Genomic DNA, 12,891 nt, shown 5'->3' on the forward strand with positions numbered 1-12,891 from the left:
AAGGGTAGTTAAAAAAGAATCTGTGTCAGTGGTTTCTTTGGGCGCACTCTTTAGTTTGAGAGTGTGTAGGGCAACCGCTTTTTCAAGAATGTTATTCAGGTGTGTTGTTAAGGGTCTGTGTTACGGGCGTTTATATAGCCCGTGCAGAGGTTGCCCTTGAGTCTGCCGAATATGCTTTAGTTGGTTCAAACGTCGTGCTGGACTGTTGGTCGGCGATTGGGTTTTGTTTTTAAAGTTTGGTCCTTTCTCTAAATATAGTCTTGATGGCCTGAGTATTAATCCGTTCAGCGACTCACGTGTATAAGCCAACGTTACTGCCTAACTAGGTGGCCGGGCCACCTCTTGATGGCGCTTAAAAAACAGGGATGAAAAATGAATATATTTTCTCTTTCGAGACTTGTTAGTGGAAGGTTTATTCTCTCGTTTTGGGCAGTTTCATTAAGTATTTTTAATTATGCTGATGCAGGCGTGTTGGATCCTTATATTGGCATGCAGACGGGAAGCTCATCACCTTGCATTAATGCGCCTGGGGCTGCGTGGCGAGGCGGTTGTGCGAAGTGGAGCTCTACCGCAACTGATGTTATGGGGTTGAAGTTAGCTTATCTCTCGTCAGCGTCGTCCGAGACCGGAGGGGGCGTGTGGGCAGGATCAAAAAGTAGTGGTCTTTGGTTTGGTGGCGGCCCTTCTGGAGAGAACAGTGTGGTGGTCAACGCTGACGGTACGACCGTGTCGGGGGCGAACATAACGTTGAAATCCACTCAAGGTACGGTAGATGTTTCCAGCGCCAAAATAACTAATTTGTCTGCCGGAGATATTTCCTCGGCCAGTCAGGAAGCCGTCAACGGCAGTCAGTTGTCTGCTACCAATACGACTGTAGAAGGCCTTGGCACTGCGGTGAACAACATCGTCAATAACGGTTCGGGGATCAAGTATTTCCATGCCAACTCGACGGCTCCCGATTCAAATGCAGTCGGTACCAACAGCCTGGCGGCGGGGCCGCTAGCTGTCGCCGATGGCATCGCCTCGACGGCTGTCGGCTACAACACGTCCGCAACCGGACTGGACACCACGGCTCTGGGCGCCAATGCTTCGGCAGCAGGTATTCGAGCGATTTCGGTGGGCAATACGTCGGCGGAAGGTGACGGTAGCATCGCGATCGGTGGTACGGGGGCGACGAATAGCAGCTTCAAACCAACGGCAACGGGTCAGGATGCTATCGCCATCGGTGCCAGTAATACGCAAGCTCTGGGGAATCGGGCTGTCTCCGTAGGCCGCGATACGTGGGCTAACGGTGATAACGCTACTGCCGTGGGTTACGACTCCGAGGCGTTAGGTGCCAACTCGGCCGCTTTAGGCTTCAACGCGACAGCGCGTGCCGATAACTCGATAGCGATCGGTACACAGGCCATCGCCAGTGTTATCAACGGTATCGCGATAGGCGAGGGCGCCAATGTCGACACCGCCAACAGTATTGCGCTGGGTAATGGTGCCGCCACCGCCGCAGCCAATGCCACCACCGGTGGCACCCTCAACGGCACGGCCTACACCTACGCCGGCGGCGCGCCAGTGGGTGTACTCAGCCTGGGTACAGCGGGCAATGAACGGCAAATCACCAACGTAGCCGCCGGCCAAGTCACGGGGACCAGTACCAATGCCGTGAACGGTAGCCAATTGTTCGCCACCAATACAGCAGTCGATGGCCTTGGCACTTCGGTGAACAACATCATCAACAACGGTACGGGGATCAAGTATTTCCACGCCAATTCGACCTTGGCCGATAGCTCCGCGACGGGCATCGACAGCGTGGCCATTGGTCCACAATCGGTAGCGGGTGGCGCGCAGTCCTTCGCGGCCGGCACCGGTGCAGTGGCAAACGCAACGGGCAGCGTTGCCCTGGGTAACCAGAGCAGCGTGCAAGTGCTGGGCGGTGTGGCGCTGGGCCAGGGCTCGGTCTCGGACCGTGCCATCGCGCCCTCCACCGGTTTGATTCCAGTGGGTAATGGCACCATTCGCTACGACACCTCCGACGCAACCTTATTAGGTGCCGTATCACTGGGTAAAACTGGCCAGTACCGTCAACTCACCAACGTAGCGGACGGTACCAGCGCCCAGGATGCCGTGACGTTGCGCCAACTGACCGGCGCGATTGGCTCGATCAGTACCACCGGTACGATGTACTTCCACGCCAACTCAACCAACCCGCAAGACGCGCTGTCGGTGGGGCAGGAATCGATTGCCGTCGGCCCGGCCACCATGGTCAATGGCGATAACGGTATCGGCATCGGCAACCAAGCCACCGTTGGCCAGGCAGGTGCTGGCGGCATTGCGATTGGTCGCAATACTCAGGTACTGCTGGCCTCCGGCATTGCCCTCGGTTCCCAGGCCCAGGCTCAGGGCGAGCAGTCGCTGGCTCTCGGTGCCGGTGCGGTGGCCAGTCAAGCCACCAGCATCGCGCTGGGCTCCAATTCGGTCACCACGGTTGGCGCCCAGAACGGCTACACCGCTTACGGCCTGAGCACACCGCAGACGTCTGTCGGCGAGTTGGGCATCGGCACCGTGACGGGTAATCGCAAAATCACCGGCGTAGCAGCGGGCTCAGCGCCGAACGATGCGGTGAACGTAGAGCAACTGACGGCAGTGGGTGACCAAGTGGCGCAAAACACCACCAGCATCACCAACCTCGGCGGGCGGGTCACCTCCATTGAGGGCAATATCAACAAAATCACCAACGGTGGTGGCGTGAAGTACTTCCACGCCAACTCTACCCAGGCTGACTCGGTAGCCAGCGGCGTGGACTCGGTGGCGATCGGCGGCAATGCCAGTGCTTCGGGCAATGGCGCGGTAGCCTCGGGCAAGGGGGCCCAGGCGTCGGGCACTGCGTCAGTGGCTTCAGGCAACGGTGCCCAGGCAACCGGTGCAGGGGCGGTGGCGCTCGGCAATGGCGCCACGGCGAGTGCCGATGGCAGCGTAGCCGTTGGCCAAGGTGCCAGTGACAACGGCCGCAGCGCGGAGAACTACCTCGGCAAATACTCCAATGCCGGCAACGCCAGTGTGGGCACGGTTTCGGTGGGCAATGCCGCCACAGGCCAGACCCGCACGATCAGCAACGTTGCCGATGGCCGGTTGGCCACCGATGGGGTCAACGTGCGGCAACTCGATGGTGCGGTGGCCGAGTCCAAGCAGTACACCGACGATTCGCTGAAAACCGTCAACACCAACATCGGGAACGTGACGGGTGCCATCACCGCCGTGGATAACCGGGTCACCCAGGTAGAAAGCAATGTCACCAAGGTGCAGAACGGCACCGACGGCATGTTCCAGGTGAACAACACCGGTGCTGGCGCCAAACCTTCCGCCACGGGTGCCAACGCAGTCGCCGGTGGTGCTGGCTCGGTGGCTTCCGGCAATAACAGTGCAGCAGTCGGCACCAATGCCAAGGCGTCCGGGGCCAACGCCGTGGCTGTTGGTAACGGCGCCAGCGCCACGGGGAGCAACAGTACGGCCCTGGGCGCCAACTCGGTGGCGGATCGCAATAACAGCGTCTCGGTCGGTGTGAAGGGCAGCGAACGGCAGATCACCAATGTGGCGGCCGCCACCCAGGGCACTGACGCGGTGAACTTCGATCAGCTCAATAAAAGCGTGTCGAACGTCACCAACAACGTGAATGCCTACACTGACCAGCGCTACTCGGAACTCAAGCGTGACCTGAAGAAACAGGACGCCACCTTGAGCGCGGGGATCGCCGGCGCCATGGCCATGGCGAGCCTGCCACAGCCCTACTCACCCGGCGCGAGCATGACGTCTATCGGTGCAGCCAATTATCGTGGGCAATCGGCGCTGTCGTTTGGTGTATCGAGCATCTCCAGGAATGGCCATTGGGTCGGCAAACTTCAGGCTACGACTAATACCCAGGGTGATGCGGGTGTGGGCGTTGGTGTCGGCTACCAGTGGTAAGGCTTAGTACCGAACGACCAGGCTGCGCCCGTGCAGCTTGGCGCTATCCATAACTGCCCAAGGCTAATGCCCTATGTCGTTGTTCAAGATGTCTGGATGGTTGCTCCCTGTGGTGTTGCTTATCGGCTGTGATAACGGCTCTCATACTGTCGCCACCCAAGGTAAACAAGGCGTAGCGCTGCCGGCACTGCCAATTATTCAAGGCGCTGTCATGTCGCTGGTGCCAATGCCCGATGGTCAGCGCAATGAATTGATGATGAGCCAGGTCTGTGCGTTGGCACGCGGCGAAAGCACGCAGCAGCAGGTGGCTCAGAACCTTTTGCAACAAGGCGTTGACCTGAGTCGCGTGCCTCAACAAGGCCACCCGCTGTCGTTACTGGTTGATTCGGATCTGTCTCGGCGCATCACCGCGTGTGCGGCCTACATCGCCACCTCAGTGATGATGCTGCCAAAAACGTCCGAGTTCATGGTGGAGGCAAACACCGCGCCCGTTTCGGGCAAGAAGAAGCTGAACGTCGACCCGCAAAAACTCAACTATTTCCTGGGCATACAACTGGCCATCGCGAAAGCCGATGCTTACTTTTTCGCGCTGATTGCCACCCGACTGGAGAAGACCTCAGGCCTGACGCTGGAGCAATACACTCAGCAGGCCAAAATACAGTTCGTGGCCATCGCCCCGCTGTACTTGCAGCGGGTCAAGGACCTTTATGCGCAGGGGCAGAATGCCCAGTACTCGTTGGTTGAGTATTCCGATAGCAACTTCAAGTTCACCAGCAACAATGGCTATCTTTTTGAGTTCGGATACGACGGGCTGAACCTGAGTTTCAACCGAATGCCTTGGTATGGAGCGGGGAAGCTGTTGGGTAAAAGCTACTTGCTGGAGGTTGATTGTTTTGCCAAACACGCCATCGAAAAAAAACATAGGCGCAACGCATAGTTGGATTCGTTGCCATGCTGCGTGCGATAGCTTCCTGGCATGTGGTTTAGTGTTAATCAACTATGTCAGAACATTGGGCTGGGCGTGATTCAATCGTTGCCGTTTGGCCAGAAAGTCAGTGTGACCTCCTACGTTTTTCGAAAAAAATTACAAACACTGTAATGCATCGCTTTGATCTAACTCTACGTCCGTAACTCTCATTGTCATTAAGGAAAAACCCCCATGCACTCATCACTGTATTCCCGTTTTCTTCGTCAGCCGTTTGAGGTCGAGTTCATGCGCTGGGTGCTGGTTTTGATATTTCTGATGTTTGGCTACACAAAATGGTTTGATTACGAAGCCCAGGCTTTGATTCCGCTGATTAGTAACAGCCCCCTCCTTTCTTGGATGTACGGTGTGTTTGGCATTCAGGGCGCAAGTTATGCGCTAGGCACAGCTGAATGGGCGATCGGTCTGAGTCTGGCCATAGGCGCATGGTCATCGAGAGTCACACTGATTGCCGCAGCGGCCTCCTCTGTGACTTATCTGACAACCGCCAGTCTGCTCCTGACCACTCCGGGTGGGTGGGAGGCTTCGGCCGGAGGTTTCCCCGCCATGGGCGGCGCCACCTCTTTCCTGATCAAGGATCTGGTGTTGATGGCCGGCTCGTTGGTGCTGCTCAAGAACGCGGCGCAACAATTGACGGCACGCGCCAAACAGACTGATAGGGAGCATGCAGCGCTCTAGCCTAAAACCGTCACTGGTCCACTACAGCAACAGGTGGACCAGCGATTAGAACGGAACTCACGATCAAGTACTTCGATTATTTCTACCTTGAAGGAAAACGAACGATGCAGTGAGAACGTTCTCACCGGCAGCGTTTCTAGGAGGATGTATGGCTCGAGTAGTGCCCTATGGGCTGATGATGGCGGCGGTAGCCTTGGCGGGGACCTATGCCCTGGCTGGAACCATTGAGAAGCAATCCAACGATGTCGGACAGCCTCTCCCAGCTGTGAAGCTCGTGTTTAACGAAGACGGTGAGGCGGCCCTCCCGAAAGGCTACCGCTCGTGGGTGCACGCCTATGCCGCGTGGGAATCTATCACTGTAACTCCCCTGGACAGCACCGTAACGAAGACGCCCGAATTCCATAGCGTCTATGTTGAGCCAAATGCCTATCGCGCCTTCATGAAAACAGGGAAATGGCCGGAAGGCTCTCTGATGGTCAAGGAGTTCAGTATCACGAGTATTGATCCGAAGAACTGCGATGGTCCGCCAGCTTATCTTTGCAACCTCGGTAGCAGTAAGGTCATTTTTGCCCACGGGCAAACAGGGCTCAGCCTAATGCTCAAGGACAGCAAACGCTATCCCGACGAGCCAGGCGGTTGGTCGTACTTCAGTTTTGGGCATCAGGCGCCGCCCTATGAACAATTTTCTCCAGCGCGAGCGCGTGCCCAGTGCGCCCAATGCCACATCGACAACGTGGGTCCCAAACACGACTACGTATGGTCCGTAAAGTTGAACCAGCCTGGCTTTCAACGGGAAGGCGGTGCGGCAAAACTTAATCTAGAAGCCGCTTTCGCCGAGTAGTCACGGCCAAGATTGGTCGCCTAACAGCGCAGCAATTTTTGCTATGTAAATGAGTCTGCAGCTAGCCTGCCGAGGAGGGTGAGATGGCCTACGATTTTGATCTTTATGTAGTGGGTGCCGGTTCTGGCGGTGTCAGGGCTGCGCGTTTTTCCGCAGGCTTTGGTGCCAAGGTGGCTGTGGCTGAAAGCCGCTACCTGGGCGGGACGTGTGTCAACGTCGGCTGCGTACCGAAGAAGTTATTGGTCTACGGCGCTCACTTTGCAGAAGACTTCGAGCAGGCTAGTGGTTTTGGCTGGTCCCTGGGAGAGGCAAACTTTGATTGGGCAACCTTGATTGCCAACAAAGACCGCGAGATCAATCGCCTCAATGGCATTTATCGCAACCTGTTGGTCAACAGCGGCGTGACCCTGCATGAAGGGCATGCGCGCCTGGTTTCCCCTCATCAAGTCGAGATCAACGGTGAGCGCTTCACTGCCAAACACATTTTGATCGCCACCGGTGGGTGGCCGCAGATCCCGGACATTCCGGGGCATGAGCATGCAATCGGCTCCAATGAAGCCTTCTTTCTCAACACGTTGCCCAAGCGCGTACTGGTGGTGGGCGGGGGTTACATCGCGGTGGAGTTTGCCGGAATTTTCCATGGCCTTGGCGCACACACGACGCTGCTGTATCGCGGCGATCTGTTTCTGCGCGGTTTTGACGGCGCGGTGCGCAGGCATTTGCAGGAGGAGCTGACCAAACGTGGGATGGACTTGCAGTTCAATGCTGATATCGAACGCATCGACAAACAGGCCGACGGTAGCCTCAGGGCTACGTTGAAAGACGGCCGCGTGCTGGAAGCCGATTGTGTATTTTACGCCACGGGTCGACGCCCGATGCTCGATAACCTGGGGTTGGAAAACACCGGCGTCAAACTGGACGAGCGTGGCTTCGTTGAAGTGGACGACCTGTACCAGACGGCCGAGCCGTCGATCCTGGCCATTGGCGATGTGACCGGGCGTGTGCAATTGACGCCAGTAGCGCTGGCGGAAGGCACGGCGTTGGCTCGTCGCCTGTTCAAGCCTGAGCATTATCGTCCAGTGGATTACACGATGATCCCGACGGCAGTGTTCAGCCTGCCGAACATAGGCACCGTTGGCTTGAGCGAAGAGCAGGCTAAGGCTGACGGCCATACGGTGCAGATTTTCGAAAGCCGCTTCCAGCCGATGAAACTGAGGTTGACTCAGTGCCAGGAGCTCACACTGATGAAGCTGGTGGTCGATGCAGACACTAACAAGGTCCTCGGTTGCCACATGGTGGGTCCGGATGCGGGTGAAGTCATCCAGGGACTGGCTATCGCGCTCAAGGCGGGCGCGACCAAGCAGCATTTCGATGAAACTATCGGAGTGCACCCAACAGCGGCGGAAGAGTTTGTCACCCTGCGTACGCCCTTGTCAGGCTGATCAATTGTCAGCAGTTGCCTCTGGCGCCTGTGCAAAAACGCCCGCCAGTCGCAACGCCTCGATACTGGTTTAGGCATTTGACCAGGCCCCGAAAGCGACAGTAAGTTTGGTGCGCCGTGGTCACTGTCGCGTTCGCGAATTGAGTCCTTTAGGCCTCTACAACAACGAAAAGGCAGTTCTCTTTCAGCAAGCAATAAAAGCCAGCGGCAGGTCACGAATCTGTTCGCGCACGGGCGGCTGGTAGTGGTCATCGCTGATCAGTTCATGCAGCAGTTCTTCGCGCAGTTGGTGGAACTCGAAACTGCTGCGCTGGCGCGGGTGAGGCAGGGCGATATCGACGACTTGCTTGATGCGCCCGGGCCGGGGCTCCATCACCACCACGCGGTCGGCGAGGAAAATCGCCTCCTCCACATCGTGGGTCACCAACACCGTGGTGATCTTGGCGCGCGCGCGGATCGCCAATAGCTCGTCCTGCATCTGCTGGCGGGTCAGCGCATCGAGGGCGCCGAAGGGCTCATCCAGCAGCAAAATGCGCGGGCTGGACACCAGGCCCCGGGCAATCGCCACGCGTTGCGCCATGCCGCCGGACAGTTGGTGAGGGTAGGCGCGGGTGAAATCGGTAAGGCCGACCAGCTCGATAAAATCACTGATGCGCCGGTTGCGCTCGGCCTCGCTCAGCGGCTCGTTGACCAGCCCTAGGCCGATGTTTTGCGCCACGGTCAGCCAGGGAAACAGGCGGTGCTCCTGGAACACGATGCCGCGCTCGCCGCCGATGCCGCTCACGGCTTTGCCGTCGACCTGAATCTCGCCGCGAAACTGCGTGTCGAGCCCTACCAACAGGCGCAGCAGGGTGGATTTGCCGCAACCGCTGGAGCCGACAATCGCGACGAATTCGCCTTCGGCAATCTCCAGGTTGAATTCACGAATGGCTTCCAACTCGAAGCCGTCGACGTCGAAGGACTTGCCCACATGGTTGAAGCTGACGATAGGTGCGTTCATGCGTGTCTCCAGCGGGTGGCGCGGGTTTCGATGCGTTGGCCGATAAAATTGAGGGTGGCGCCGGTGAGGCCGACCAGCAGCATGCCGCTCATGATCACGTCCATGCGCAGCAGCTGTTGGGCGCCGATCATCAGGCTGCCGATGCCGCCGTTGGACGGCATGAAATATTCCGCGCCAATGGTGCCCAGCCAGGCGTAGATCAGGCTCAGGCGCAGGCCGGCGAAAATTCCCGCCGCCGCGCCCGGCAACACCAGGCGGCGCAGGCGTTGGAACAGGCTCAGGCGCAGTACTTGCGCCGCTTCACGCAGCTGCGGCGAGAGGTTGAGCACGCTGCGTTGCGTGGCGATAAACAGCGGGAAAAACGCCGCCAGTGCGATAAACACCGACTTGGCTAATTCACCCAGGCCGAACCACGCGGTGAGCAACGGCACCCAGGCGAAAATCGCGATCTGGCGCAGCGCGGCCAAGGTCGGGCCAAGTACCCGCTCACTGCGCCAAGACAGCCCCAGCCACAACCCCATGGCAAAGCCCAAGCCGCCACCCAGGATCAAGCCGCCCAGCGTGCGCCCCAGGCTTTTGCCCAAGGCGCCGGACAAGCTGCCATCCAACACGCCGGCGGCTGCGGTGTGCAGCACCGACCATGGGCTGATCAGAATATTCGGGTCAACCCAACCCTGTTGCGTCGCCACCTGCCACAGCGTCAGCAATAGCAGCGGCAACAGCCACGGTTGCAGGCGCTGCCAACCTTCATAGCGCGGCCCGCGCCGAATCTGCGCGGTGGCCGGGTGCGGCCAGTGCACCCACTTGCGATCCAGCCAGCCGATGCCGCGATCCATCACCACGCCTAACACGCCGATGACCACGATGCACACGAAGACGATGTCGAGCATGAACAGCTGGCGCGCCCAGACCATCAGGTAGCCGATGCCTTCACTCGACGCCAGCAACTCCACCGCCAGCAGCGACGTCCAGCCGGCCGCCAGCGCCAGGCGTACACCGGCCATGAACGCCGGCAGCGCGGCGGGCAGGATCAGGCGGCGGATCAACAGGTGCGTGGGCAGGCGCAGCACGCGCGCGGCTTCACGCAGGTTGGGCTGGGCGTCGCGCACGCCGACCAAGGTATGCAGGGTGACGGGCACCACGATTGCCTTCACCAGCACCACCAGTTTCAGGGTTTCGCCGATGCCGAAAAACACCATGAACAGCGGGATCCAGGCCAGGGTCGGCACTTGCGACAGTGCGCTGAACGTCGGGAATACCAAGCGCTCGGCCCGCGCGCTGAAACCCAACAGCGCGCCCAATAACGCACCGGCGCTCACACCCGCCAACAGCCCCCAGAACAAACGCTGCAAGCTGATCGCCAAGTGGCTCCACAGCTCGCCGCCGGCCAGTTCCACCGCGCTGCTCCACACCAGCGACGGCGGCGGCAGAATTTGCTCGCTCATCCAGTGATTGCGGCTTGCCAGCCACCACAACGCAAACAGCCCCAGTGGTAGCAGCCATGGCAGCAGGCGTTCGTTCAGCTTCGGCCAGCGCGCTACGGCGCCATGGCTGGGGGCCGCAAGAGGTAGGCTCAGAAGTGAAATTCGGGCCATGGAGGACCTCCGTTGTCGCCGAGTGCGTTATGTGATTTCGATCTTATAAAAACGCAATCAAGATGATTGAGGGATAAGAAAAATCATTTAAAGCCTCCGCCCGGCACGCATCCAATGCATTCGAAGAATATTTTCGATGCTGTTTATGCATATCCCTCTGGAGCCTGCGTTTTAGCTCGCATAGTCCTAAAAGCTATTAAATTGTGAATTTATAGTATTTAAAGTTTTGATCAGCCTGTGCCTACTTTCTGCTCCCCAGGCGACCGTCGCCCACCAGGAGCTGCGCTTATGAAACTGCCCTTCAAACGTCTGATCAGCCTGTTCGCGGGCACCGCCCTGGCCGGGCTGGTGCACGCTGCCGACCTCAAGGAAATTCGCATTGCCGTGCCCGACCTCAGCGCGGGCAGCCAGCACAGCGGCGGCGGAGTGACCGACGTGCTGCAAAGTCAGCAGATCTTTGAAAAAGCCTTTGCCGACCAGGGCATCAAGATCCAGTGGAATTACTTCAAGGGTGCCGGCCCCGTGATCAACGAGGCTTTCGCCAACGGTCAGGTGGACCTGGCTTACCTGGGCGATCTGGCGGCGATCATCGGCCGCTCCAATGGCCTGGACACTCGCCTGCTCAGTGCCTCGGCGCGCGGTGTGAAGCACTACCTTGGCGTGGTGCCGGGTTCTGGCATCAAGACCTTGCAAGACCTCAAGGGCAAGCGCGTGGCGGTGTTCCGTGGCACGGCGAGCCAGTTGTCGTTTGACACCGCGCTGGCCAGCCAGGGCCTGAGTGAGAAGGACCTCAAAGTCATCAACCTGGATTTCAGCGCAGCCATTGCCGCCCTGGCCGCCAAGCAGATTGACGCTACCTGGGGCGGTTCCGGCCTCACTGGGCTGCAAGCCAAGGGCCTGGCCGAGATCCCGCTGACCACCAAAGACATCGGCGGCGCCGGCAGCGTGCAGGCAGTGCTGGTGGGCAGTGCCAAGTTTGTCGACGAACACCCGGAGGTTGTGGCCAAGTTGCTCAAGGCCCAGCAGCAAGCGGTGCAGTGGCTGACGGATGACAGCAACAAGCAGGCCTACATTGACCTGGTGTCGGGGCGGGCCAGTTACCCGCCGGTCATCCTGGCCAATGATTTGAAAGACCAGAAACTCAGCGAGATTTTCCCCTCGACCCTGGACCCGGTGTTCCTCGGCAAATTGCAGGACGCGGTGGATCTGGCGTCCAAAGAGCGGCTGATTCGCAAGTCGTTTCAGGTGAGTGATTGGGTGGCGCCAAACTTGGCTGCGGCGGGGCTCTGAGTCGGGTGGTGTCTGGGCTATTGCTATCGCAGGCAAGCCAGCTCCCACCTTTGAACGGTGCCTACATTCAAAGTTTGGGAGCTGGCTTGCCTGCGATGAGGCCCTCAAACCGCCACACTCACCTCTTGCCTGTCGACCTCCACCAACGTCTCAATCATCGCTTTCGCTGCCGGTGACAACCGCGACCCCGTGCGGCTGACAATCCCACACCGCGCGCTCATGGTCTCCATGTTCTGCGGCAGGTTGCGCCAGTGCAGCAGTACCAGTGAGCCCCTTGCGATGTCCTCGGCAAACGCTTCCTCAGTGCCCACGCCGATGGCGTTGGACTGCAGCACGATTTTCACCAATGCCGGGAAATGTTCGGTCTGAATGCTTGGCGAAAAATCCATGCGCCCGCTCAGGTTCGCCAGTAATTTGCGAATGCCCTGGGAGATCAGCGGTGAGGCCAGCGGGTAGTCGAACATGTCGTTGGTCGACAGGCTGTCCTTGGCCAATAGCGGGTGCCCTGGGCGGCAGAAAAACACCCCGCGCTTGGGCGTCAGTGCGCGGGTCTGGAAGTTCGGGTCCGACTCGAACTGGCGGATGTCGGCGATAAAAAATTCGATCTCTTCACGGCTTAAGGCACGGCTGAGTTTTTCCCAGTTATCTACCTGGAAACTGGTGCGGATTTTTGGGTGCGCGCCGATAAAGCGCGCCACCGCATCCGGCACCAGTTTCACCGCCGGCGCCGGGCCGGTGCCGAAGCGCAGGTCGCCGGCGTCGAGCTTGGTCATACGCGTGACTTCGCTGCTCAGCAAGGCGGCGCCGTGCACCAGGCTCAGGGCGTGTTGCAGCACCACTTGGCCTTCGGGCGTGGGGCGCAAATCCTTGTTGCCGCGGTCCACCAGCACGCAGCCGAACTCCTGTTCCAGCCCCTGAATGCTGCGGCTGAACGCCGGTTGGGTGATGCCCATGGCGTCCGCCGCACGCACGAAACTGCGGTGTTCGTTGAGGGCGATGAAGTACCGAAGTTGGCGAAGATCCATATGCTTTCCCGGCATTTGAAAAATAGGTCGAAGGCATTTGCGACCATGGGAGCTGAGGTTTTAAATGCAAGCTCTTATTCCG

The 12,891-nt window shown here is 58.9% G+C and carries 9 protein-coding genes; 6 read left to right on the top strand and 3 right to left on the bottom strand.

What is annotated here, in order from left to right; genetic code table 11:
• The first annotated feature begins 699 nt into the window (after nucleotides 1-699).
• The 5 genes from ACI77I_RS04930 to gorA all read left to right on the top strand — a co-directional run bounded on the left by ACI77I_RS04930 (nucleotide 700) and on the right by gorA (nucleotide 7,900).
• Complete coding sequence (locus ACI77I_RS04930) at nucleotides 700-3,954, top strand: YadA-like family protein (RefSeq protein WP_406997065.1); 3,255 nt, start codon at nucleotides 700-702, stop codon at nucleotides 3,952-3,954.
• A 73-nt stretch (nucleotides 3,955-4,027) separates the two neighbouring features.
• Nucleotides 4,028-4,891 carry a hypothetical protein gene (locus tag ACI77I_RS04935; RefSeq protein WP_406997066.1) on the top strand — a complete coding sequence of 288 codons (864 nt, stop codon included), beginning with the start codon at nucleotides 4,028-4,030 and terminating at the stop codon, nucleotides 4,889-4,891.
• 222 nt (nucleotides 4,892-5,113) lie between these two features.
• Complete coding sequence (locus tag ACI77I_RS04940; RefSeq protein ID WP_094951104.1) at nucleotides 5,114-5,617, top strand: YkgB family protein; 504 nt, start codon at nucleotides 5,114-5,116, stop codon at nucleotides 5,615-5,617.
• A gap of 148 nt (nucleotides 5,618-5,765) precedes the next feature.
• Entirely contained in the window at nucleotides 5,766-6,458 is a 693-nt protein-coding gene (locus tag ACI77I_RS04945) for a cytochrome P460 family protein (RefSeq protein ID WP_242153859.1), read from the top strand.
• A gap of 83 nt (nucleotides 6,459-6,541) precedes the next feature.
• Nucleotides 6,542-7,900 (top strand): glutathione-disulfide reductase, encoded by a 1,359-nt coding sequence (gene gorA / locus ACI77I_RS04950; RefSeq protein WP_406997067.1) that lies wholly within the window; start codon nucleotides 6,542-6,544, stop codon nucleotides 7,898-7,900.
• Nucleotides 7,901-8,083: 183 nt separating this feature from the next.
• Here gorA and ACI77I_RS04955 read toward each other — a convergent pair whose 3' ends face one another.
• The gene (locus ACI77I_RS04955; RefSeq protein WP_406997068.1) at nucleotides 8,084-8,899 is read right to left on the bottom strand and encodes an ABC transporter ATP-binding protein; all 816 of its coding nucleotides are present in this window, start codon (nucleotides 8,897-8,899) and stop codon (nucleotides 8,084-8,086) included.
• Nucleotides 8,896-10,494, bottom strand: a complete 1,599-nt coding sequence (locus ACI77I_RS04960; protein ID WP_406997069.1) for an ABC transporter permease — start codon at nucleotides 10,492-10,494, stop codon at nucleotides 8,896-8,898. The genes ACI77I_RS04955 and ACI77I_RS04960 overlap by 4 nt, the downstream gene beginning before the upstream one ends.
• Before the next feature lie 288 nt (nucleotides 10,495-10,782).
• Between ACI77I_RS04960 and ACI77I_RS04965 the strand changes: the two genes are divergently transcribed.
• Nucleotides 10,783-11,784, top strand: a complete 1,002-nt coding sequence (locus ACI77I_RS04965) for an ABC transporter substrate-binding protein (RefSeq protein ID WP_263274312.1) — start codon at nucleotides 10,783-10,785, stop codon at nucleotides 11,782-11,784.
• A gap of 104 nt (nucleotides 11,785-11,888) precedes the next feature.
• Here the strand turns inward: ACI77I_RS04965 and ACI77I_RS04970 are convergent, their stop codons facing one another.
• The gene (locus ACI77I_RS04970) at nucleotides 11,889-12,809 is read right to left on the bottom strand and encodes a LysR family transcriptional regulator (RefSeq protein ID WP_094951110.1); all 921 of its coding nucleotides are present in this window, start codon (nucleotides 12,807-12,809) and stop codon (nucleotides 11,889-11,891) included.
• Nucleotides 12,810-12,891 lie beyond the last annotated feature (82 nt).

It is taken from the genome of Pseudomonas sp. D47, assembly GCF_045447305.1.
GTDB lineage: Bacteria > Pseudomonadota > Gammaproteobacteria > Pseudomonadales > Pseudomonadaceae > Aquipseudomonas.

Bases quoted from the DNA above. Each gene is read 5' to 3' on its own strand.
- ACI77I_RS04935 (WP_406997066.1), top strand. From the start codon at position 4,028: ATGTCGTTGTTCAAGATGTCTGGATGGTTGCTCCCTGTGGTGTTGCTT.
- ACI77I_RS04940 (WP_094951104.1), top strand. From the start codon at position 5,114: ATGCACTCATCACTGTATTCCCGTTTTCTTCGTCAGCCGTTTGAGGTC.
- ACI77I_RS04945 (WP_242153859.1), top strand. From the start codon at position 5,766: ATGGCTCGAGTAGTGCCCTATGGGCTGATGATGGCGGCGGTAGCCTTG.
- gorA (WP_406997067.1), top strand. From the start codon at position 6,542: ATGGCCTACGATTTTGATCTTTATGTAGTGGGTGCCGGTTCTGGCGGT.
- ACI77I_RS04955 (WP_406997068.1), bottom strand. From the start codon at position 8,899: ATGAACGCACCTATCGTCAGCTTCAACCATGTGGGCAAGTCCTTCGAC.
- ACI77I_RS04960 (WP_406997069.1), bottom strand. From the start codon at position 10,494: ATGGCCCGAATTTCACTTCTGAGCCTACCTCTTGCGGCCCCCAGCCAT.
- ACI77I_RS04965 (WP_263274312.1), top strand. From the start codon at position 10,783: ATGAAACTGCCCTTCAAACGTCTGATCAGCCTGTTCGCGGGCACCGCC.
- ACI77I_RS04970 (WP_094951110.1), bottom strand. From the start codon at position 12,809: ATGGATCTTCGCCAACTTCGGTACTTCATCGCCCTCAACGAACACCGC.